Annotated in this window: 18 protein-coding genes; 16 read left to right on the top strand and 2 right to left on the bottom strand. The window is 45.0% G+C overall.

Annotated features, from left to right (window positions below; translation table 11 throughout):
• Window positions 1-9 precede the first annotated feature (9 nt).
• The 6 genes from speE to hslO are packed head-to-tail and all read left to right on the top strand — an operon-like array spanning window position 10 to window position 6,542.
• Window positions 10-873, top strand: coding sequence for a polyamine aminopropyltransferase (gene speE / locus G589_RS0114785; protein WP_026522663.1), 864 nt, complete (start codon window positions 10-12; stop codon window positions 871-873).
• Window positions 870-2,132, top strand: a complete 1,263-nt coding sequence (locus G589_RS0114780) for a saccharopine dehydrogenase family protein (RefSeq protein WP_026522662.1) — start codon at window positions 870-872, stop codon at window positions 2,130-2,132. Before speE ends, G589_RS0114780 begins: the two co-directional genes overlap by 4 nt.
• A gap of 35 nt (window positions 2,133-2,167) precedes the next feature.
• Window positions 2,168-3,526: a carboxynorspermidine decarboxylase gene (locus tag G589_RS0114775; protein ID WP_026522661.1), complete on the top strand. Its 1,359-nt coding sequence runs from the start codon at window positions 2,168-2,170 to the stop codon at window positions 3,524-3,526.
• A gap of 30 nt (window positions 3,527-3,556) precedes the next feature.
• A complete protein-coding gene (gene aguA, locus G589_RS0114770) occupies window positions 3,557-4,729 on the top strand; it encodes an agmatine deiminase (protein ID WP_026522660.1) in 1,173 nt (390 codons plus the stop codon).
• Entirely contained in the window at window positions 4,726-5,625 is a 900-nt protein-coding gene (gene aguB, locus G589_RS0114765) for an N-carbamoylputrescine amidase (protein ID WP_026522659.1), read from the top strand. The genes aguA and aguB overlap by 4 nt, the downstream gene beginning before the upstream one ends.
• A gap of 35 nt (window positions 5,626-5,660) precedes the next feature.
• Complete coding sequence (gene hslO / locus G589_RS0114760) at window positions 5,661-6,542, top strand: Hsp33 family molecular chaperone HslO (protein WP_035776234.1); 882 nt, start codon at window positions 5,661-5,663, stop codon at window positions 6,540-6,542.
• Window positions 6,543-6,571: 29 nt separating this feature from the next.
• Here the strand turns inward: hslO and G589_RS0114755 are convergent, their stop codons facing one another.
• Entirely contained in the window at window positions 6,572-7,219 is a 648-nt protein-coding gene (locus tag G589_RS0114755) for a trimeric intracellular cation channel family protein (protein ID WP_026522657.1), read from the bottom strand.
• Between the two features lie 225 nt (window positions 7,220-7,444).
• On the opposite strand from G589_RS0114755, the gene G589_RS0114750 reads away from it, so the two are divergent.
• The 5 genes from G589_RS0114750 to alr all read left to right on the top strand — a co-directional run bounded on the left by G589_RS0114750 (window position 7,445) and on the right by alr (window position 13,473).
• Window positions 7,445-9,166 (top strand): methyl-accepting chemotaxis protein, encoded by a 1,722-nt coding sequence (locus tag G589_RS0114750; RefSeq protein ID WP_035776226.1) that lies wholly within the window; start codon window positions 7,445-7,447, stop codon window positions 9,164-9,166.
• A gap of 149 nt (window positions 9,167-9,315) precedes the next feature.
• Entirely contained in the window at window positions 9,316-9,960 is a 645-nt protein-coding gene (locus G589_RS0114745; RefSeq protein ID WP_026522655.1) for a redox-sensing transcriptional repressor Rex, read from the top strand.
• Window positions 9,961-9,972: 12 nt separating this feature from the next.
• Window positions 9,973-10,638, top strand: coding sequence for a flagellar type III secretion system protein FlhA (locus G589_RS0114740; RefSeq protein ID WP_026522654.1), 666 nt, complete (start codon window positions 9,973-9,975; stop codon window positions 10,636-10,638).
• A 65-nt stretch (window positions 10,639-10,703) separates the two neighbouring features.
• Entirely contained in the window at window positions 10,704-12,272 is a 1,569-nt protein-coding gene (locus G589_RS0114735) for an NAD(P)H-hydrate dehydratase (RefSeq protein WP_081669069.1), read from the top strand.
• Between the two features lie 31 nt (window positions 12,273-12,303).
• Window positions 12,304-13,473, top strand: a complete 1,170-nt coding sequence (gene alr, locus G589_RS0114730) for an alanine racemase (RefSeq protein WP_026522652.1) — start codon at window positions 12,304-12,306, stop codon at window positions 13,471-13,473.
• Window positions 13,474-13,496: 23 nt separating this feature from the next.
• Here the strand turns inward: alr and G589_RS21350 are convergent, their stop codons facing one another.
• Window positions 13,497-14,531, bottom strand: coding sequence for a hypothetical protein (locus tag G589_RS21350; RefSeq protein WP_051192413.1), 1,035 nt, complete (start codon window positions 14,529-14,531; stop codon window positions 13,497-13,499).
• A gap of 271 nt (window positions 14,532-14,802) precedes the next feature.
• On the opposite strand from G589_RS21350, the gene G589_RS0114720 reads away from it, so the two are divergent.
• The 5 genes from G589_RS0114720 (at window position 14,803) to G589_RS0114700 (ending at window position 22,825) form a co-directional block, all read left to right on the top strand.
• Window positions 14,803-15,897 (top strand): ribose-phosphate pyrophosphokinase, encoded by a 1,095-nt coding sequence (locus G589_RS0114720; RefSeq protein WP_051192411.1) that lies wholly within the window; start codon window positions 14,803-14,805, stop codon window positions 15,895-15,897.
• 66 nt (window positions 15,898-15,963) lie between these two features.
• Window positions 15,964-17,325, top strand: coding sequence for a hemolysin family protein (locus tag G589_RS20140; RefSeq protein ID WP_035776223.1), 1,362 nt, complete (start codon window positions 15,964-15,966; stop codon window positions 17,323-17,325).
• Window positions 17,326-17,354: 29 nt separating this feature from the next.
• Complete coding sequence (locus tag G589_RS0114710) at window positions 17,355-18,092, top strand: YebC/PmpR family DNA-binding transcriptional regulator (RefSeq protein ID WP_022770449.1); 738 nt, start codon at window positions 17,355-17,357, stop codon at window positions 18,090-18,092.
• A 29-nt stretch (window positions 18,093-18,121) separates the two neighbouring features.
• Window positions 18,122-19,876: a hypothetical protein gene (locus tag G589_RS0114705; RefSeq protein ID WP_026522650.1), complete on the top strand. Its 1,755-nt coding sequence runs from the start codon at window positions 18,122-18,124 to the stop codon at window positions 19,874-19,876.
• 18 nt (window positions 19,877-19,894) lie between these two features.
• Window positions 19,895-22,825 (top strand): insulinase family protein, encoded by a 2,931-nt coding sequence (locus tag G589_RS0114700; protein WP_026522649.1) that lies wholly within the window; start codon window positions 19,895-19,897, stop codon window positions 22,823-22,825.
• Window positions 22,826-22,854 lie beyond the last annotated feature (29 nt).

The following is a 22,854-nucleotide window of genomic DNA, read 5'->3' as shown; positions in this document are numbered from 1 at the left end:
ATGGCAGAGATGGATTATTGGTTCAGTGATATGCATACCGCTAATGTTAAAATTAGTATAAGGCTTGCCAAGCAGCTCTTTTCCGGAACCAGTGAGTTCCAGAGAATAGACGTGTTTGACTCGCCGGAGTTTGGCAAGTTCCTGACATCAGATGGAAACATCATTTTCTCAGAGAAGGACGAGTTCACCTACGATGAGATGATCGTTCACGTACCCATGGCTGTTCATCCAAAGGTCCAGAGAGTACTGGTTCTTGGTGGCGGCGATGGAGGAGTTGCAAGAGAGCTGACTCACTACGATGAGATTAAGGTCATCGACGTGGTTGAGCCCGATTCAATGTTTGTGGATGTGTGCAAGCAGTACTTCCCGGACAATGCTATCGGCCTTGAGGATGACAGGGTTCATATCTTTTATCAGGATGGCCTTAAGTACTTAAGAAAATGTGAGGATATGTATGACCTGATCATAAATGATGCCACAGAACCTTTGGGGCATGAGGCAGGTCTTTTCACAAAAGAGTTCTACGGAAGCTGCTACAAGGCACTTCACGACGACGGAATCATGGTTTATCAGCACGGAAGCCCATTCTATGACGAGGATGAGGAGAGCTGCAGAGCTATGCACAGGAAGGCTTACAGAGTATTCCCAGTAAACAGAGTTTATCAGGCACATATTCCGACGTGCCCGGCCGGTTACTGGCTCTTTGGCTTTGCCAGCAAGAAGTATCATCCGCTCAAGGACTTTAATCCCGACAGGTGGGATGAGAGAGGGATCAAGACCTGGTATTACACAACGCATTTGCATAAGGGAGCGTTCATGCTGCCTAAGTATGTAGAAGATTTATTACAGGAAGAGGAGGATATGTCTAGATGAGTAGACTTTTAGTTATCGGATGTGGAGGAGTAGCACAGGTTGCTATCCAGAAATGCGCACAGAACAGCAAGGTTTTTACAGAGATGTGCCTTGCAAGCCGCACAGTAAGTAAGTGCGACGCACTTAAAGAAAAACTGGAGAAGAACGGTACTCCTGTTAAGATCACAACAGCAACTGTTAATGCTGATGATGTAAATGACCTTGTTAAGCTGATCAAGGAGTATCAGCCTGATGCGGTACTTAATGTAGCACTTCCTTATCAGGATCTGACAATCATGGATGCCTGCCTTGAGTGTAAGGTTGACTACATCGACACAGCAAACTATGAGCCTGAGGACACTGACGAGCCCGTCTGGCGCGCAGCTTATGAGAAGAGATGCAAGGAGAAGGGCTTTACAGCTTACTTTGATTACAGCTATCAGTGGGCATATATGGACAAGTTTAAGGAGGCAGGGATCACAGGCCTTCTCGGAACAGGCTTTGACCCGGGTGTAACCAGCGTCTTTGTTTCTTACGCCAAGAAGCATTATTTCGACGAGATCCACACCGTTGATATCCTTGACTGCAACGGCGGAGATCACGGCTATGCCTTTGCCACAAACTTTAACCCCGAGATCAACCTTCGTGAAGTATCAGCCAATGGTAGCTACTGGGAGGATGGACACTGGGTTGAGACAAAGCCTATGGAGATAAAGAGAGAGTACAACTTCCCTGAGGTTGGACAGAAGGACATGTACCTTCTTCACCACGAGGAGATCGAGGCTCTTGGAAGGAACTTCCCTGAGATCAAGAGAATCCGTTTCTTCATGACCTTTGGACAGAGCTATCTTGATCACATGAGATGTCTTGAAGACGTTGGAATGCTCTCAACAACTCCTATTAAGTTTGAGGGAAAAGACATTGTTCCTATCCAGTTCTTAAAGGCTCTTTTACCTGATCCTGCAAGCCTTGGACCAAGAACTGTCGGCAAGACCAACATCGGCTGCATCATCCGCGGAATCAAGGATGGCAAGGAAAAGGTTATTTATATCTACAACGTATGCGACCACCAGGAGTGCTACAAGGAGCTTGGAAGCCAGGCTATCAGCTACACAACCGGTGTTCCTGCCATGATCGGTACAGCTCTTGTACTTTCCGGACAGTGGAAGAAGCCCGGTGTATACACAACTGATGAGTTTGATCCCGATCCATACATGGATATGCTCAATGAATTCGGACTTCCATGGGTTGTTGACGAGAATCCTGTAGAGGTAGAATAAGCGAGAGCATGACTTCATTGTGAGGTGCACTGTTTATGAGATTTGAAGATATTCCGACACCATCCTATGTGCTGGATGAGAAGAAATTAAAGCAAAATCTTGAGATACTAAAGGAAGTAAGGGAGAAGTCAGGAGCTAAGATACTTCTTGCCCAGAAGGCCTATTCGGCATATCAGACTTATCCGCTGATCGCTCAGTATCTGGATGGCACAACAGCTTCGGGCATATATGAAGCAAGGCTTGCCCATGAAGAGTTTAAGGTTCCCACAACGGACAGACTGGCCCGTGATGAGATCAGAAAAACTCTTGATGCAAATGCTCCAAAGCCCGAAAACCACGTGTTTGAGCCGGCATTTAAAGAGGATGAGCTCAGGGACCTTTGTAAAATGTGTGATCACATTGTCTTTAACTCACTTAGCCAGCTTGAATATCACAGACCAACATGGGAGAAAGCCGTTTCAGAGGGCAAGGTTTCAGTTGGCATAAGGATAAATCCTGAGATCAGCACCGAGGATTCTCATGAGATATATGATCCCTGTGCTCCTGGTTCAAGACTTGGAGTCAGAAATGATGACATGCCTGAGACACTCCCTAAGGGCGTTGAGGGACTCCATGTTCACAATCTCTGCGAGCAGGGCTTTGAGCCGCTTGAGGATACATTCCTAAAGGTTGAGAGGGAGTTTGCAAGGTTCTTCCCGAGTCCTCTTATTCCTGACGACTATGATACATTTATTTTCAAAGAGTTTGAGAGAAACATGCGCATCCGCGACAGGGAGGAGTATGACGTAAATTACGGTGAGAATGCCGATAATACAGAGCTTGCTGCGCCTGCTCCGGATGAAAACATTGGAAAGATCAAGTGGATCAATCTCGGCGGTGGTCACCACATCACAAGATCTGATTATGATATTGATGCACTTATTGGACTTGTGTCCTATATCAGGGCCAAGTACGGTATTGACGTTTATTTAGAACCGGGAGAGGCTATAGCATTAAATGCCGGATACCTTGTTACCACAGTTCTGGATGTTGTTGAGACAGACAGAATGCCGGTACTTATCCTTGATACATCCGCTGCCTGCCATATGCCGGATGTACTGGAGATGCCATACAGACCACCTCTTCGCGATTCTGAGGAGCCTGGTGAGATGAACTACACCTACAGGCTTTCATCAAGGACATGTCTTGCAGGGGATATCATCGGAGATTACAGCTTCAATGATGAGAAAAAGCCCGGAGACAGACTCGTCTTTGAGGATATGGCGATCTACAGCTTTGTTAAGAACAACACCTTCAACGGAATGGCGCTTCCAAGCATTTCGCTTATGCATGAAGACGGAGAGGTGGAGATTCTTAGAAGCTTTAACTATTACGACTTCAAGACAAGGCTCTGATAACAGAGCCTTTTTTGAAAAGGAGACATATTGGAGAAGTTTAAGTCAAAACCAATCGAAGATGGCTTTTCTATGCCGGCTGAGTTTTCACCTCACCTTGGCACTATCATGATCTATCCGACGCGCCCGGGAAGCTGGGGGAAGGATAGGGGTGATACACTAAAGTCCTTTGGAGAGGTCTTTTTGGAGATCCTAAAGCGCGAGGACTTGTATCTGCTTGCCTCTAAGGATTTTGTAAAAGAGGCGGATGCCTTCATGGACAACCTGATAACAACTCATTGCCATGGGGATGAGAATCTGGAAAAAGAACTCTCGGAGAGATGCTTTATTTTTGAGATAGATAGCGATGATGCCTGGGCCAGAGATGTAGGACCTACATTTGTGACAGGACGTGGGAAAGACATTCGCGCAGTCAATTGGAGCTTTAATGCCTGGGGCGGAGAAGTGGACGGTCTTTACGCCTCCTGGGATAAGGATGATAAGGTTGCACTTTCGTTTCTTGAAACCATGGAAGTTGATGGGTATGACGCTTCGCCTTTTGTGCTTGAAGGGGGATCCATACACTGTGACGGCGAGGGAACGGTGATGGTGACGGAGAGTTGTCTTTTGAGCAAGGGACGAAATCCTTCGCTGTCTAAAGAGCAGATCGAAGATAGATTAAAAGAGTATCTGGGAGCAGAAAAGGTTTTGTGGCTTCCAAGAGGAATTTACAATGATGAGACCAATGAGCATGTGGACAACGTCTGTGCCTTTATAAGGCCCGGAGAAGTGGTTCTTGCATGGACAGATGATGAGAGCGATCCTCAGTACGAGATGTCCAAGGCTGATCTTGACTACCTTGAGAGCGTGACGGATGCAAAGGGAAGGAAGATCAAGGTCCACAAGCTTTATATTCCGGATAACCCTGTTCTCGTTAAAGAGGAGGATCTTGCAAACTACGAGTTTGAAGAGGGCGAGGATATGCGTGAAGTAGGAGAGAGACTGGCTGCAAGCTATGTCAATTTCTATTTTATAAACGGCGCAGCTTTAGTACCTCAGTTTGGAGATGAGAACGCAGAAAGCGATAAAAGAGCTTTGGATACGCTTAAAGCTCTTTTACCCGAAAAAGAGATCATCGGCATTGATGCAAGGCCCATACTTCTGGGCGGCGGAAACATCCATTGCATTACGCAGCAGGTGCCGGTAGGAGGAACAAAGGCATGAGTGAGAAGATAAAGGTTGCCTGCGTGCAGTTTGAGTGCGGAAACAGCGCCCTTACTGACGCAGAGCTGGTTAATAGAAATATAGAAAAGGCCGGGGAACTGACAAGAAAGGCAGCTAAGGAAGGCGCGAGGATCATTCTTTTGTCTGAGCTCTTTGAGAGGCAGTATTTCTGTCAGGAGAGAAGATACGACTACTACGAGTATGCCACGGAGATTTTGGAAAACCCTGCAGTTAAGTATTTTTCAGACCTGTGCAGAGAGCTGGAAGTCGTGATGCCCATCAGTATTTACGAGAAGGATGGGAACGAACTCTACAACTCGGTTGTTATGATAGATGCAGACGGAAAGCTCCTTGGAATATACAGAAAGACCCACATTCCGGATGATCACTATTATCAGGAGAAGTTCTACTTCACACCCGGAAATACAGGCTTTAGAGTGTTTGAGACAAGATACGGAAAAGTCGGTGTCGGAATCTGCTGGGATCAGTGGTTCCCGGAGACTGCAAGGTGTCTTGCACTTAAGGGAGCGGACATTATTCTCTATCCAACAGCCATCGGCTCAGAGCCAATACTTAACGTTGACAGCTCAGGCCACTGGATGAGGACCATGCAGGGACATTCGGCAGCAAACATTATTCCTGTGGCTGCGGCCAACAGGATCGGCACGGAAACGGTCGAGCCATCTGAGGAGAATGGCGGACAAAAGTCATCTCTTTGTTTCTATGGAACGAGCTTTCTTACAGATGAGACGGGAGAGTGCGTAGCAAAGGCTTCCAGGGATAAAGAGGAGATCATCTATGCGGAGTATGACTTTAGTGAGATACGCAGAAACAGGCTCTCCTGGGGACTGTTCAGGGACAGAAGGCCTGAGTGCTACAGTGATATTACAGGATAAGAAAAGAGGAAAAAGAATTGGCTTATAAAGATTATATGGTAAGAGCAACTGCAGGAAATGCCCAGATAAGGGCTTTCGCCGCAACAACAAAGGATCTTGCGGAGTACGGAAGAAAGGCTCACGGCCTCTCACCCATCGCAGCTGCGGCTCTTGGAAGACTTATGACGGGCACAGTTATGATGGGAACAATGATGGATAATGAGAGCGATCTTATTACCGTCAAGATGGACGGTGACGGACCACTTCGCTCTGTGCTGGCAACAGCTGATAACAAGGGAAATGTAAAGGGATATGTAAGTAATCCTTACGTCATAATGGAGCCCAATGAATCCGGCCATTTAAATGTCGGCGGCGGAATCGGCGAGGGCACACTTACCGTTATCAGAGATATGGGAATGAAAGAGCCCTATGTGGGACAGGTTCCTCTCTACACAGGAGAGGTGGCAGAGGACCTGACTTACTATTTCACCAAGTCAGAGCAGACACCATCTTCAGTCGGGCTTGGAGTTTTGGTTGAGAGGGAGAGCCTTTCTGTCATAGCTGCAGGAGGTTTCATCATCCAGCTCCTTCCTTTTGCTGATGAAGCTACCATATCCCATCTTGAGGAAAATCTTCAGAAGTTTACATCCGTTACGGATATCTTAAAAGCCGGCAAGACACCTGAGGAGCTTCTGAATATCGTACTTGATGGATTTGACGTAGAGATAACCGACAGAGTGGACCTCAATTTCTACTGCAACTGTGACAAGGACAGAGTAGAGAGAGCCCTAATGCTCATCGGAGAAAAGGAAATCCAGGAAATGATAGATGAAGGCAAGGAAGTGGAGCTTAAGTGCCATTTCTGCAATAAATCTTATATGTTCAGCGTAGATGAACTTAAGAAAGTAAAAGAGAAAGCTAAGATTCAGAAAAAGTAATGGTCCCTGGGGACGGGGGTTAGGGACCATTATTCATGCATATGTACTGTGGGCAGATTCCATTCAAAGTGCATAGCGAGGAAGCGTAGCAGTACTATGGTTGAGAAACCGAAGAGTGAGCTGATAAGTTCACTTCCTGTAAACTTCCACAAAACTACGGTTACAGCTGCACCTGCAATACAAGCGATGGCGTATACGTGCTTGACCAAAACGTAGGGTACTTTGTCGGCGAGTACATCTCTGATAAGCCCGCCTCCGATTCCTGTTATTACTCCCAGGAATGCAACGAGAAAGAGATTGTCTGAATAATCCGAGTAGATTCCGGCAAATGCGCCATCTACGGTAAAGGCTGCAAGGCCGAGAGTATCAAGCCAGAACAGGAGCTTGTCATAGACCGGAGTTATGCCTTTGGGCATGGGCTTTTTGAGATACATGACCACAAATGCAATATTTGCAGTGATGAGAGTGATTATCGTCAGTGAAGGATTAACAAACATCACCGGTGGGATCCTGTCAATTATGATGTCACGGATAAGTCCGCCTCCTGTGGCAGTTACAAGAGCCATCAGGTTAATGCCGAACAGATCCATATCTTTCTTGGCTGCAACGACAGCACCTGAAATAGCAAAGGCTATTAGTCCGACATTTTCAATTATTACCATTATTAGTGAATTCATTTAAATTTCCTGCTTATTGATTTATTTTAATCAGCCTTAAAATCATATATGATTTTTGGTCAAATGTAAACTTGATTTGGCTTATTTGCGCACAAAGGTAATAATCGGCGATACGTGCTTAATTTATCAAAATTTAAGAAAAGATTCTGACAATTATAATGCGATATTTTGTATAATTATTATGTTATATCAGTATTATTATGTCTTTTCCTAAGGAGGCACATTATGGAAGCCAGAGAAAGAAAAGGTAAGCTTGTACAAAAACTCATCATTGCAGCGGTTGCTGCTATTGTCGGAGTATCGATTGTGCTTGTAATAATAAGCTCTTTATCGATAAACAACACCTATGATGAGATGGTTCAGGAAGAACTTCTTCTTGCCGTAGAACAGCTTAACAGTGAGATGAGCAACGTATGGGACGGTGAATGGGAATATACTGACGGTGTTCTGACAAAAGGTGGCGAAAACGTCATGGCAGAATACGAAGAGATCATGGATGAGCTCAAGGCCAGTACAGGAGTTGAGTATTCTCTTTTCTATGGAAAAGAGAGAGTCATCACTACTCTTAAGGATTCCAGTGGTGCCAAGGCAGTAGGCTATAACATCTCTGATAAAGTGGCAAGTGCAGTCCTTACCGGCGGTCAGACTTATTACGCCAAGATGGTGCCTGCAGGTGCTACAGGGAGCTATTTTAGCTACTATATGCCACTTAAGAATGATGACGGAACCATCGTAGGAATGGTATACTCCGGCAGAGAGAGCGATTCAGTTGACGCCAAGATCAGGGGAATTACGATACAGATGGTTATATTATCCCTGCTGATTGCTATTGGCGTTTCTATAGTAGGAATTCTTGTTGCTAACAAGTCTTCAGGCAAGATGAGAGCAATTGCCGAGGAACTCGGCAATCTTTCCAAGGGTGAACTTAAGCTTTCAATTGACAAGTCATCTCTTGATCGAAATGATGAGATCGGACTTCTTGCAGACGGAGCACAGACTCTTTCAGAGAAACTTGGCGAAGTAATCAAATCCACAATGGAGATGTCCGAAGAACTCAAGAGATCCGGAAGTGAGCTCTCCGAATCGGCAAGCCAGGCATCTGCAGCATCCGGACAGGTATCTCAGGCAGTGGATGACATTTCAAAGGGCGCTGTAAACCAGGCAGAGAGCGTAGAGACAGCAGCCGGAAATACACAGGATATCGGAAAAGACATTGAAGACGTATCAGAGAACGTACAGCAGCTTAACAGCTATGCAAACGAGATGAAGACCTCCTGCGAGGCAGCGATGGAAGCTCTTAACAAGCTCATTGCTCAGAGCAGCGAAGTACAGTCATCGGTTCGTGATATCGGTGCAACCATTGATTCGACCAATGAATCTGCAAAAGAGATTTCCAAGTTCTCAGAGGCTATCACAGAGATCGCATCACAGACCAACCTCCTTTCACTCAATGCAAGCATTGAGGCAGCAAGAGCGGGAGATGCAGGAAAAGGCTTTGCAGTTGTTGCTACAGAAATTGGCCAGCTGGCTGTACAGAGTAGCAATTCCGCAGAAGAGATCAAGAAGATCGTTGAAAAGCTTGTTGCTGATTCCGAGCAGTCGGTAGAGGTAATGCAGAGACTTAATGCAAGCTTCGAGCAGCAGGAAACACAGCTTGATGATACCAAGGTCAACATGCAGAGCATGGCTGAGAACGTAGATAACGTTTCTGAGAGTACCGACAATATTGCAGCCCACATCGATAAGCTCAATTCAGCCAAGGATAAGCTTGTTGAGATCATTTCCGATCTGTCGGCTATATCAGAAGAAAACGCAGCTTCGACAGAAGAGACCAATGCTTCAATGCAGGAACTCAACGCTACATTTGCTATCATTACAGAGTCTGCTGGCAAGCTTCAGGAACTGGCTACAAACATGTCCGATACAATAAGCTATTTCAAACCATAAAATATAAATAAAATTTTACGATCCCCTGACCGCAAAAGCGCATGGTCAGGGGATTTTTTAACGATTTTACGGAATTGACATATATTTAACGTATAGATATAATCAATTTGTAGGATAATTAACAAACAAAGCATTTTTTGGAGAATGACATGGCAGAAAAAGAGATTTCTCAGGCGGTCATAAGCAGACTGCCCAGATATTTTAGATATCTTGGAGACCTTAAGGAGAGAGGCGTTGAGAGGATTTCTTCTCAGGAGCTTTCCGATATCATGAAGGTCACAGCTTCACAGATCAGACAGGATTTCAACAACTTTGGTGGCTTCGGCCAGCAGGGATATGGCTACAACGTACAGTATCTCTATGACGAAATCGGCAAGATCCTCGGCCTTGATAAGCAGCACAGCCTGGTTATCATCGGCGCAGGACACCTTGGTAAAGCCCTTGCAGGTTATACCAATTTCACAAGAAGAGGCTTTGTGTTCAAGGGAGCTTTTGATTGCAATCCTGAGCTCTACGGAACCAAGATCCGTGACGTTGAGGTAAGACCTGTTGACGAAGTGGAAGATTTTGTCAGAGACAACAAAATTGAAATAGCTGTTCTTACTATTCCCAAGGAGCAGGCTGTTCCAATGGCACACAGACTGGCAGGCTGCGGAATCAAGGCTATATGGAACTTTGCGCATGTTGACCTTGAAGTTCCTAACAATATTCAGGTAGAAAATGTACATTTATCTGACAGTTTGATGAAATTATCGTATAATATAGATAGGTATGAAAAATCATTAAAACATTAGTGAGAGAATCTGATGGCAAGAGATGATAATGTCTATATGTCTGCGCTGGAGGGCAAGAGTATCCCTATTCTGACACTTGATGACAAGTGGCACCAGCTTTTCACCCAGACTGAGATGACTCCGGAGATAGAGAGTCTTTCTGAAGAACTTAATGCATTGGTCGACAGGGACGGCAAGATACGCACAGAGACCAAGAAGATCAAGAAGCTAAAAAAGACGCTTCTTTCAGAGATTGTGCCCCTTCGCGACAAAGCCAACAAATCAGGTGGCAACAATGCAGCGATAGAAAAAGAGATCTCCGAGAGAACCAGACTTATCAATGAATGCAATGAGAAGCTTGATAGTCACAATGACGAGCTTTTGAATCTTTCAAGGCAGATATATGATGTGGACTACAAGCTCATGATAGAGACCATGAAGGCCTGTTACGATACGCTTCACAGCAACACGGAGTACATAAAGGGCCTTGATGAGTGGATATCCAAGGTGCGCGTAGAACTCAAGAAAAATGTTATTCACCTGCAGGAAGCAGAAATGGAGAACTACAATCTCTACTCCTACATGCATCAGATCTTCGGGCCGGAAGTTATCGACCTCTTTGATATGAAATATGATCCAAACCGCAGACATCCTATAAGACGACCTCTTGAAGGGTATGAGGATGAATATGTAGAGTGATTGGAAATAATACGTCCCGGTCTGGCTTTTCAGACCGGGGCTTTCGTTTAACTGGGGGTATTGGTATGGTGAATGGTTTTAAATATGCTGTAAATAGTCAGGAAATGAGGATTTACGACAGGAATACGTCGGAGCATTTTGGGGTGGCGACGGAAGTGCTGATGGAGAGGGCATCATTAGCAGTTGCAGATGTCATCGATGACTGGCGCAAAAAGAGAGAGGCGAAGAGAGTCTACAAAGCGCTGGTTATGGCCGGAGTTGGCAACAATGGCGGAGATGGAGTGTGCGTCGCAAGACTCCTTAAACAAAGAGGCTACCAGGTGAACCTGTGCGTTGTGGGAGATCCGACTAAGTGCTCGGAACTTCTTTTAAAGCAGCTGGAAATTGCAGAAAACTATGGAATCCACAAGGACACTTTTTCCAACATAAGCTGCAACAAATCCGAAGCGGACTTTGATATCATTGTAGATGGTTTATTTGGTATAGGTCTCTCAAGGCCTGTTACTGGAGAATATCTGGATGCTGTCAATTATATAAACAGTTGTAAGAGACAAAGAGATACAGATCTGTTCCTGGTTTCTATAGATATAGCATCGGGCATAAGCGCTGATGACGGACACATTTGCGGAGCAGCAGTCAGGGCCGATGCCACAGTGACCTTTAATCAGGCCAAGATCGGGCATATCATGTATCCCGGATGTGAATATGCAGGTAAGCTTTTTGTTAAAGATGTCGGCATTACCGAAGATAGCTTTCTTTCTAAGGAGCCGGGAGCCATCTATTACGACGGCAGTGCGAAAGCTCTTTTACCAGAAAGGGACCCTTCAGGAAACAAGGGTACTTACGGGAAGGTGCTGATCATCGCAGGATCAAAGGATATCAGCGGAGCGTGCATCTTGTGCGCTGGAGCATGTCTTAAGGCCGGAGCAGGGATGGTCAGAGTGTTCACGGCGACGGAGAATGCAGAGGCGGTAAAAGCTCTTTTACCTGAAGCGATACTTGATACCTACGATAACTTTGAACCTGTGGGAGATAAGCTGATGACGGCCATGAAGTGGTCAACACAGGCGGTCATAGGCCCGGGAATCGGAACGGAAGGAAAGGGACGCGAGCTTCTTACAGATGTTCTTACCTTTTATGACAAGAGCCTTATTATGGATGCCGATGCCCTGAACCTTATTGCAGAGGATGAGCAGCTCTTCAAGCTTGCAGGTAATTTTGGAAGAGACGGAAAAAGACTTATCATAACACCGCATATGGGCGAGTTTGCAAGGTTGTTTGGAAGCAATATAAGGGACTGCAAGGAGCATATTACCCAGTATCCGGTTGAACTTGCCAAAAAGCTGCACTGCACCGTTATCTGCAAGGATGCCAGAAGTGTTGTGGCTGACATGGACTCAAAAAAGATATATATTAATGTGAGTGGGAATGACGGGATGGCAACAGCAGGAAGCGGAGATGTGCTGGCCGGAATTCTCGGAGCGCTCCTATCATACGGTATGGACGGGTTTGACACTGCAATAGCAGGTGCATATATTCACGGACGAGCAGGAGATGTGGCAGCAAAAGAGATCGGGAAGCACTCGGTGGTTGCTTCAGATATAGCTACGTCGCTCCCTGAAGTACTGCGATAAATATTTAAACATTCAAAAGGATGTACTTAAAATGATAACAAGTAACGATGAATATTCACGCGTGGCTGCAAGGATCAGCCTTGGCGCAATTGAACATAACCTTGAGGCTATGAAGAGAAATATCCCCGAAGGGACTAAGATGATGGCAGTCATCAAGACCGATGCTTACGGGCATGGCTCTGTAGAGATCGGTAAGTTCCTGGAGAACAAGGATTATATCTGGGGCTATGCTACAGCAACAGCTGAGGAAGCCTTTGAGCTTCGCGATGCCGGACTTAAAAAGCCCATTCTGATCCTTGGTTATACTTTCCCTTACGCCTATGAGAGAATGCTTACGGAAGGTATCAGACCTGCAGTTTTCAGGATGGATATGGCAAAAGAGCTTGATGAGTGTGCCAAGAAACTCATGGCTGAGGGTGTTTTGAAGGAGCCGGCTCCTATACATCTTGCTGTAGATACAGGAATGAGCAGGATCGGAATAACTCCTGATGAAGACGGAGTGTCTTTTGCAAGAGATGTAAGACTTTTGGAAAACCTGCATATTGAAGGCGTGTTTACTCACTTTGCAAGGGCTGACGAAGAGGACCTTACAAATGCAAGAGAGAGGGAAGAGGTATTTAAGAGCTTCCTTGCGGCCTTTGAAGAGGAGTGCGGATATCGTATCCCTATCAAGCATTGCGCAAACTCAGCCAGTATAATAGCTATTCCTGAGTCTTCAATGGATATGGTAAGAGCCGGAGTTACAATGTACGGAATGTGGCCTTCTGACGAGGTGCCCAAGGATATCATTGATCTTAAGCCCGCAATGGAGCTTATCAGCCATGTTGTAATGGTTAAGGACGTACCGAAGGGAACTCCTGTCAGCTACGGCGGAACCTTTGTGACGGATAAAGATAACACCAGGATTGCTACGATTCCTGTGGGATACGGCGACGGATATCCAAGAAGTCTTTCAAACAAGGGATACGTGCTGATTGACGGCCATCGTGCTCCGATTCTCGGAAGAGTATGCATGGATCAGTTCATGGTTGATGTGACGGATATTCCTGATGTAAAAGAGGGAGATGAAGTTGTTCTTCTTGGAACGGACAAGAAGTCTGGGGAGACCATTTCAGCAGAGCTCCTTGGTGATATGAGCGGACGCTTCAACTACGAGCTTACCTGCGATATCAACAAGAGAGTACCAAGGATATATGAATAAAATAAAAGATTCCGGTAATGAACTTACTGGAATCTTTTTTTTGCATCAGCATATTGGGCGTTGATCTCCTGGAGGGCAGCTGTGTCGCCGTCCATATTGTCGGGATGATATAGCTTTACAAGAGATTTGTACTTCTTGTCTACGCTTTCACGGCTGGTACAGCCGGCAAAGAAATCGAAGGTGGAAGAGGCTACAGGCTCGCGATAGCGATCATGCCTGGAATCATCGTAGTCGTCCTCGAAGTCCTCGTCGTCATAGTCATCATCTTCGTAATCTTCGTCTTCGTAGAAGCCTTCATCGTCTTCATAATCTTCATCACCGTAGAAGTTTTCATCATCATCGTATCTGCCGCGGCGATCATCATAATAATCGTCTTCGTAATCCTCATCTTCATAGAACTCGGCGCGCTTATCGCGTCTTCGAATGCGTTCTTCCTCTTCAAGCTCTTTGTTTCTGCGCTTCATCATCTTGTCGTACTTGCGCTCTTCATGCTTTCGTCCGGCCTCAGGGAAGAGACGGTAGTACCTGCCCATGAACTGGGCAAGGAAGTTCTTTCCAAATAATGCCATAAGAACATAGAGTACAGCATCAACTACCATTCCGATAAACAGGACATTTCCGTAAGAAGCAAAAACCGAGATGAGTAGAAGCACGCATACTACAGGCAGGAACATAAGAATGGTCAAAATCAGCAGTGCAATATAAGCAGCCTTTCCCTTATAGGAATGGACATTGAACATCCACCAGCGGAAGAGTTCTGCGAAGATCGCAGTAGTCACGTACCTGCCTCTGTCCAGCATAGGTGTTGCCTGCTGAGCAATCTCGCCACCCTCGGGAATGTTACCTACAATAGTGTTAAAGCCTCCAAAGAGCATGAATATATTCACAATAAATAGCAGGAAAAAGACAATGCAGGTGACGGGAAGGGCTGCGAAAAAGAGCTTAACAGCTTTAAGCAAGCTCTTAAGAAACCATGAGATAAGCGAAAAGAACGCCTTTAAAGCATATAAAAGCGCAGTGGTAACTGCGTTTATGATCATTGTAAGAAATGAAACCATTTTGCCTCCAATCAATACTTTCTCAATTATAAGAAAAATGTGTCATGTTCACAAGTGAGTCAGTGGGAGCCAGCGGGGGAGTCAGTGGGGACGGTTCTCTTTGACTCCCTTTTTGGATAATTAAAAGGTATAAAACACCAAGCAAAAGGGAGTCAAAGAGAACCGTCCCCACTGACTCCCCCGCTGGCTCCCACTGACTCACTTTACGTAGATACAGCTTTTCTCATATAATTAAGACTACAGAAACGAATAGAAACATCGGAGGATAACAATGACACAAAAGCTTGGAATAATAGCCCTTGAATCAGCAGCAGACATAGGAAAGAAGGTCAATGAAACATTAAAAAAATGGCGCGGAGAGGACTTTCTGATCGGTTGTGAGTGCCCGAGATTTAACAGCGGAGAAGCAAAGGGAATAATAAGAGAATCTGTCAGGGATAAGGATATCTACATAATTGTCGATGTCTGCAATAATTCCCTTACGTATAACATGGACGGAGAGCCGAACAGGATGTCTCCGGATGATCACTATCAGGATCTTAAGAGAATAATAGCTGCGTGTAACGGTAAGGCTTCAAGGATAACCGTTATCATGCCTTTTCTCTATGAGAGCCGTCAGCACAGAAAGACCATGCGCGAGTCACTGGACTGTGCTGTTATGCTCAAGGAACTTGAGACGATGGGAGTACATGACGTAGTAACTTTTGATGCACATGATCCCAGGATGCAGAATGTAGTACCACTTAAGGGAATTGAGAACATTTCACCTGCACTGCAGTTCTCACAGGCTCTGCTGACTGAATATGATGATATTAAAATCGACAAAGAACACCTGATGTTTGTTGCACCGGATGAGGGAGCAACCGAGAGAGTAGTATTTTTGGCGTCCATCTTTGGTGTGAATATCGGAATGTTCTACAAAAGAAGAGACTATTCTACGATCGTTAACGGTCAGAACCCGATCATCGCACACGATTTCTGTGGCGGAGATGTATCAGGTATGGACGTGGTAATTGTAGATGACATGATAGATTCCGGCGGAAGCATGATGGATGTTTCCAGGCAGCTCAAGGACAAAGGCGCAAAAAGAGTATTCATTTTCTCAACCTTTGGCCTGTTCTCGAGGGGCTTTGATAAGTTTGACAAAGCATACGAGGAAGGCGTTTTTGACCGCATGTTTACCACGGACCTTATCCATCAGAAGCCTGAGTTATTGCAGAAACCATATTACTGCAACGTCAAGATGGGAAGATATATAGCAGCAATAATAGATACCATGAATAAGGGCGACAGCCTGCGTGCCATCGTAAAACCGGCGGAAAGAATCAAAGAAACTATAGAAAACTATAAAAAGAATAAGGCATAATATGCAAAAATGTGGTATAGTGTAATTTGACTTATTTTGCAAACCTATTTAGCAGGAGGAATTATTATGGAGGGTGGCCCCTCTTCAGACAGTATTATCGCCTTTTTTGTCATTCTCATAATTGATTTTCTGATACAGGGCTTTGGTATGGCTCTCGACCATGTCAGCAAGGACGAGATTGAGAAAAAGAGCCTTGAGAACAAGGACAGCGTTAGCAGCAAGCTCCTTAAGCTCCTTGAGAACGAGACTCGTCATATAGAAGCAATGCAGCTTCTTACCATTATCTTAAATATGGTTTTGGGAGTTTTATGTGTTCTTAATCTCAGCAGCTTTTTTGCCAGGACCTTTGCATTTTCTCAGAGCATGGTAACATGCGCACTTGTCACCATCCTTACAGGTATTCTGGTGGCGGTTCTGATCATGAGCTTTGGAGTAATAATCCCAAGAAGGCTCGCTGCGAGAAATCCTGAGAAATGGGCTTACGGCTGCTATTATCCAACAAGCGTTTTCAGAGTGATCCTCTATCCGCTGGTTGTGTTATCAGATATCATATCAAGCGGAGTACTCTACCTGTTTGGTATAAGAGGAGATGACAAGCTCGCAGATGTTACCGAGGAAGAGATCAAGTCCATGGTAACAGAAGGTCAGGAGCAGGGCGTTATTCAGGAATCTGAGGCAGACATGATCTCCAATATCTTCGAGTTCTCTGACAAGGAAGCTCAGGATATCATGACCAACAGAAATGCCATGGTAGCCATAGATGCCAACAGCTCCCTTAAGGAAGCTGTAGACTTCATGATGGACACCAACAACTCAAGATTCCCTGTCTATCTTGATGATATTGACCACATAATAGGAATCATGCACATCAGAGATGCCATGAAAAAGCTTGCTGACAGCACGGATTCAGATCTTCCCATCAGGAAGATAAAAGGACTCCTAAGGCAGCCCAAGTTTGTTCCCGAGACCAGGAACATTGATTCTTTGTTCCACAGCATGCAGTCTTCCAAGACTCAGATGGTAATTGTCATCGATGAGTACGGTCAGACAGCAGGTCTTGTTTCCATGGAGGATATCCTTGAGGAAATTGTAGGAAATATCATGGATGAGTACGATGAAGAGGAGAACTACGTAAGACCTACCAAGAACGCAGGAGAGTTTACGGTAGATGGCAAGACCCCTCTTGAGGTACTTGAGAAGAAATTCAAGATCTCTTTTGGAGAGAGTGAGTTTGAAACCCTCAACGGATACATCATATCCAAGCTCGACAGGATACCTGAGAGCGATGAGGACTTTGATGTAACAGTAGATGGCTATAATTTCAAGATTCTTTCAGTTCAGAATCACATGGTTACCAGCGTTCTTCTGACCAAATTGCCGGAGGAAGCGCCTGCTGAAGAAGAAAAAGAATCAGAAATAGCAAAATAGATTAACAAGTAATACGAAAGGAAGTTTTTATGTCAGGACATTCAAAATTTGCAAACATCAAGCACAAAAAAGAAAAGAATGATGCAGCAAAGGGTAAGATCTTTACCATTATCGGAAGAGAAATTGCTGTAGCAGTTAAGGAAGGCGGCCCTGATCCTGCCAACAACTTTAAGCTTGCTCAGGTTATCGCCAAGGCTAAGGCCAACAACATGCCTAACGACACAATCGATCGTGGAATCAAAAAGGCATCCGGCGCTGAAGGCAACGTTGATTATAAGAACATCACTTACGAAGGATACGGCCCCGGCGGAACAGCTATCATCGTAGAGGCACTTACAGACAACCAGAACAGAACAGCATCCAACGTTAAGGCAGCATTTTCAAAGGGGAACGGAAATGTTGGAACACCCGGATGTGTATCTTACATGTTTGATAACAAGGGACAGATCCTCATCGACAAGGAAGAGTGCAAGGTATCATCAGATGATCTTATGATGCTCGTTCTTGATGCAGGCGCTGATGATTTCAACGAGGAAGAGGACAGCTACGAGATCCTTACAACTCCTGATAATTTCCAGGCTGTAGTTGAGGCACTTAACAAGGAGAACATCGAGACAGCATCTGCTGAGGTTACTATGATCCCTCAGAACTATGTTGCTGTAACAGATCCTGAGAACGTTAAGTATCTTCAGAGAATCCTTGATCTTCTCGACGAGGATGACGACGTTCAGGCAGTATATCACAACTGGGATGAGCCTGAAGAATAAAACAAAACTTTAATATTGGGGGACTTAAAATGAAACTGAGACGAGCATGGCCGGCGGTAGGCATCTGGGTTATATTTCTTATATTTGAATTTGCAATGGTGGCAAGTAGCGGTTTCTTTTTAGGTCTTTTCCCCAATGAGAATAAACTGATCTATTCCATAGTCTTTGCAGTACTTAGTATTCTGCTCATGTCAGTGATCGTGATATTTGCAGGCAGATGCAGTGACAGCATGAAGGCCGATCTATGGCCATCCAAGTTGCCCTTTAAGATTGGGTATCAGATAACCATTGCGCTTATACTCATAGGTGCTGTCTGGTACAGGATTGAACTGCTGGCACATACGTCAAAAGAGATCACGGGCAAGATGAGCCTGTATGAGAACGCCATGGTTGGCGGAACACCTGTAGCAGAGTACGATTTGTTATCAATCGTATATTCAACGATACTAAAAGGAATACTGTTCTTTACCGGTAACATCATAACGATTCCGTTCTTTTTCCAGATTGTATGTTTCACAATATTCATGATCTGCGGCTTTTTCACAGTGCAGAAGCTTCTTGGCTATGCAGCAGCGCTTGTCTTTACTGCTTATGTTGGCTTTATGCCGGTGTTCACGCCTGCATTTACAGGCCCAGAGCTTTCTACAGGTCCATTGTTCATGGCCATGTTTGGCATAGAGCTTTTGTTTGTGGCTCTGTTTTTGGAAGGCTCTTTTAAGAAAAAATATACTTCCAAGGCATGGATACTCTGGTACATTCTGGTTGGTATCGTTGTGGGCTTTATGTCCTATATGGATGCCGGAACCATAATCATGATCGTGCCGTTTTTATTTGCAGTACTGTTTATCTATGGCACTAAGGTAAAAGAGGAAGTCGTAAGGCTTATCATTGTGGTTGCAGCAGCCGTGCTGACATTTATCGGCATGTTTATCCAGGAGCAGGGATTTATGATGGCTGATGTGCGCTTTGCAAACTGGGCATCATATTACTTCCACAACCTCAACACTTTTGATATGTTCTGGGCTTACACTGATTACAAGATCATCTATCTCGTAACTCTTATCGTTATGAGCGGAGTAATTGTGGGCTTTTGGAAGAACAGGACTGTTGAGAAGATTTCACCCTGGCTGTGGTCAATTCTCTTTATCTTTGTTTCTGTTCCTTTTATGGGAGCAACAAGGATGAATACACAGGTCTTCGTTACCGTTTACTACGCATTCATCCTAGGATGTGTTGCTTCACTTATCGCACTTCCTGCTGACGAGGAAGAGGCGGAATACATTGAGGAACCTGTAAAAGAAACTTTAGAAGAAAAAGAGGCTGAGGAAATCAGGGAACTTGCAGAAGATGCAACTGAAGAAGTTGCAGATGAGACTGCATCAGAGTCACCTGAAGCTGCTCAGGGTGCGCAGGAAGTTACAGAACCTGACTACGAGTTCGAAGATGAACCCGAAGAAGATGCTGAGCCTGAGACAGAAGAATCTAAGGCAAAACCTGAACCTGAGGAAGAAGAGCCTCACGGACACTTTGTTCCCGAGGGAATGGTTCTTCCAGAGGATGATGAAGACGTCGACCTCACACCTCGCATGAAGATGCCTGAATTCACAGGAACCATCAGCCTTGCAGAAACAGCGAGACAGGTCAATGAGAAGCTCAAGGAAAAAGAAAGAAAAGCAGCAGAGAAGAGAGAAACTGAGCGGAAATCAGCGCATGTTACAGACAAAAAGCCAAGAAAAGATGACTTTGACATCGAGCTTAAGCCCGGTGATGACTTCGATATTTAAAGATAGAAAGGTACATAAATGAGAATTGAAGATTTATCTTCGTATGAAATTATTGAAAAGAGAAGGATTGATGACCTGAATTCCGAAAGCTATTTGTTAAGACACAAGAAATCAGGTGCGAGAGTAGCTCTTTTGTCCAATGACGATGAGAACAAGGTGTTTTCAATCGGCTTTAGGACACCACCCAAGAACTCAACAGGTGTGGCTCACATTATTGAGCATACCGTGCTCTGCGGTTCTAAGGAGTTCCCGGTTAAGGATCCTTTTGTAGAGCTGGTTAAGGGCTCGCTTAATACATTTTTGAATGCAATGACTTATCCCGATAAGACCGTGTATCCGATAGCCAGCTGCAATGATGCTGACTTCCAGAACCTGATGCACGTTTATCTGGATGCAGTTTTTTATCCAAATATATACAGTACTGACAAGATATTTAAGCAGGAAGGCTGGCACTACGAGATGGAGGATGAAACTTCAGACCTTACCATCAACGGTGTTGTTTACAACGAGATGAAGGGAGCGTTCTCATCTGCTGATGACATGCTCTCAAGAGAGATCCAGAACTCTCTTTATCCCGATACTACTTACGGTATCGAGTCGGGCGGAGATCCGGACGTTATTCCTGAGCTTACCTATGAAGAGTATCTGGACTTCCACAGGAAATACTATCATCCTTCAAACAGCTATATTTATATGTTTGGAAACATGGATATGGCTGAGAAGCTTGATTATATCGACAAGAACTATCTCTCAAAGTTTGACCGCATAGAGGTTGACTCAGAGGTTGGAGTACAGAAGGCGTTCGATAAGCCGGTGAAGGTAGTTAAGCCTTACCCAATCCTTCCTGAAGATGAAATTGCGAGGAACACATATCTGTCCTATAACTTCAGCGTTGGATCGCCACTTGATAAAAAGCTCTACATTGCTTTTGACATTCTTGACTATGCGCTTTGTTCAGCTCCCGGAGCTCCTATCAAGAAAACTCTCATTGAAAAGGGCATCGGACAGGATGTCTACAGCGAGTATGACAACGGCATAAGACAGCCGATCTTTTCTATCGTTGCCAAGAATGCTGATGAATCACAGCTGGATGACTTTGTGGATACCATTCAGTCACTGCTTAAAGAGCAGGTAGAGAAGGGAATTGACAAGAAGTCTCTTCTTGCGGGCCTTTCCTACGATGAGTTTAAGTACCGCGAGGCAGATTTCGGAAGATTTCCAAAGGGTCTTTTGTACGGCCTTCAGGTTATGGACAGCTGGCTCTACGACGATGAGAAACCCTGGATAAATGTTGAGGCCGGAGAGACCTTCGCTGAGCTTAAGAAGGAAGTGGATGGCAGATACTTTGAGGAGCTTGTTGAGAAGTATTTCCTTGATAACAATCACAAGAGCGTAGTAGTTCTGCGCCCCGAAAAAGGTCTTACCGAGAAAAAAGACGAGGAGCTTAAGAACAAGCTTCAGAAATACAAGGATTCTCTCTCCGAGGATGAGATAAAGAAGATCGTTCAGGAGACCAAAGAGCTTAAGGAATATCAGGATACACCCGATGATCCGGAAGACCTTGCCAAGATTCCGCTTCTTACTTTGGCTGATATGAAGAAAGAGGCCGATAAGTTCATATATGAGCTCAGAAGTGCAGGGGATACAAAGGTTCTTTTCCATAACGTGTTCACAAGTGGCATTGCATACATAAACTTTGTGTTCGACATGAGCACTGTTGATAAAGAGCTCCTTCCTTACGCTTCATCTCTTAAGAAGGCGCTTGGAATGTTGAATACCGAGCATTATGCATACGGAGATCTTTACAATGAGATCAACATAAGGACCGGCGGAATCAGCGGATCCATCAGCACTTACACGGATTCAGAGGATGTCACCAAGTTCCAGACCAAGTTTGAGATAAACGTTAAGGTTCTTCATGACAACCTTCACTACGCCTTTGACCTGGTAAAAGAGATCCTGACAGCCACCAAATTTGATGACGTAAAGAGACTTCGCGAGATCTATGGAGAGCAGTATGCAAGACTCCAGACCGACCTTGCATCTGCAGGCCACCAGAGTGCAGCGCTCAGAGCTATGAGCTATGTATCGCCTGCTGCAATGGTTTCTGACAATGTCAGCGGAATTGGTTATTTCAGACATCTTGAGAGGATGAACAAGGCTCTTGAGACCGAGGATGGGGCAAAAGAGATCATTGAGAAATTCCAGCATCTCTGCCGCCTGATATTTAGACCCGAGAATCTTCTTGTGGATGTCACAGGTACAGAGAAGGAATACGAGGGTATAGAGGATGAGGCAATAGAGTTTGCGAAAGCTCTTTATACAGATGACGTTACAAAGGGTGAACTCAAGCTTGTGCCCGAGAAGAAGAACGAGGGCTTTAAGACAGCCGGACAGGTTCAGTACGTTTGCAGAGCCGGTAACTTTGCTTCAAAAGGACTTAAATATAACGGCTCTTTGAGAGTTCTCAAGGTAATGATGGGCTATGACTACCTCTGGAAGAACATAAGAATTCTGGGAGGAGCCTACGGATGCATGAGCAGTTTTGCCAAGAACGGCGACAGCGCTTTCGTGACCTACAGAGACCCTAACCTTCAGAACAGTATAGATGTATTTGAGGGAGCTTCAGAGTATTTAAGAAGCTTTGACTCGGACGATAGAACAATACTTCAGTACATAATCGGTGCAATATCAGACCTTGATACACCGAAGACACCGTCAGCCAAGGGTGCATACGGACTTACAGCTTTCCTTTGCAATGCCAAGATGGAGAACATCCAGAAGAACAGGGATGAGCTTCTTGGAACTACCAAGGAGAGCATCAGAGGCCTTGCGGATTATGTTGATGCATTCATGTCCGACGAGTGCCTGTGTGTTATCGGATCAGCTGAGAAGATCGAGGAGAGTAAAGAGCTGTTTAACTCGGTTCAGCAGCTGGTTGGAAGGTAAATCTATCGTATCAGGACGCCCAGAGCGCC

The sequence above is a fragment of the Butyrivibrio sp. VCB2001 genome (assembly GCF_000423965.1).
Classification (GTDB): domain Bacteria; phylum Bacillota; class Clostridia; order Lachnospirales; family Lachnospiraceae; genus Butyrivibrio.
The sequence above is the reverse complement of the archived record's forward strand: the minus strand, read 5'-3'. Positions and strand labels throughout refer to the sequence as shown.

What these genes read in the sequence shown, in the direction of transcription:
- G589_RS0114705 (WP_026522650.1), top strand. Translation starts at nt 18,122, where the DNA reads ATGAAACTGAGACGAGCATGGCCGGCGGTAGGCATCTGGGTTATATTT.
- G589_RS0114700 (WP_026522649.1), top strand. Translation starts at nt 19,895, where the DNA reads ATGAGAATTGAAGATTTATCTTCGTATGAAATTATTGAAAAGAGAAGG.
- alr (WP_026522652.1), top strand. Translation starts at nt 12,304, where the DNA reads ATGATAACAAGTAACGATGAATATTCACGCGTGGCTGCAAGGATCAGC.
- G589_RS0114710 (WP_022770449.1), top strand. Translation starts at nt 17,355, where the DNA reads ATGTCAGGACATTCAAAATTTGCAAACATCAAGCACAAAAAAGAAAAG.
- hslO (WP_035776234.1), top strand. Translation starts at nt 5,661, where the DNA reads ATGGTAAGAGCAACTGCAGGAAATGCCCAGATAAGGGCTTTCGCCGCA.
- G589_RS0114740 (WP_026522654.1), top strand. Translation starts at nt 9,973, where the DNA reads ATGGCAAGAGATGATAATGTCTATATGTCTGCGCTGGAGGGCAAGAGT.
- G589_RS0114775 (WP_026522661.1), top strand. Translation starts at nt 2,168, where the DNA reads ATGAGATTTGAAGATATTCCGACACCATCCTATGTGCTGGATGAGAAG.
- G589_RS0114745 (WP_026522655.1), top strand. Translation starts at nt 9,316, where the DNA reads ATGGCAGAAAAAGAGATTTCTCAGGCGGTCATAAGCAGACTGCCCAGA.
- G589_RS21350 (WP_051192413.1), bottom strand. Translation starts at nt 14,531, where the DNA reads ATGGTTTCATTTCTTACAATGATCATAAACGCAGTTACCACTGCGCTT.
- aguB (WP_026522659.1), top strand. Translation starts at nt 4,726, where the DNA reads ATGAGTGAGAAGATAAAGGTTGCCTGCGTGCAGTTTGAGTGCGGAAAC.
- G589_RS20140 (WP_035776223.1), top strand. Translation starts at nt 15,964, where the DNA reads ATGGAGGGTGGCCCCTCTTCAGACAGTATTATCGCCTTTTTTGTCATT.
- G589_RS0114735 (WP_081669069.1), top strand. Translation starts at nt 10,704, where the DNA reads ATGGTGAATGGTTTTAAATATGCTGTAAATAGTCAGGAAATGAGGATT.
- G589_RS0114780 (WP_026522662.1), top strand. Translation starts at nt 870, where the DNA reads ATGAGTAGACTTTTAGTTATCGGATGTGGAGGAGTAGCACAGGTTGCT.
- G589_RS0114720 (WP_051192411.1), top strand. Translation starts at nt 14,803, where the DNA reads ATGACACAAAAGCTTGGAATAATAGCCCTTGAATCAGCAGCAGACATA.
- speE (WP_026522663.1), top strand. Translation starts at nt 10, where the DNA reads ATGGATTATTGGTTCAGTGATATGCATACCGCTAATGTTAAAATTAGT.
- G589_RS0114750 (WP_035776226.1), top strand. Translation starts at nt 7,445, where the DNA reads ATGGAAGCCAGAGAAAGAAAAGGTAAGCTTGTACAAAAACTCATCATT.
- G589_RS0114755 (WP_026522657.1), bottom strand. Translation starts at nt 7,219, where the DNA reads ATGAATTCACTAATAATGGTAATAATTGAAAATGTCGGACTAATAGCC.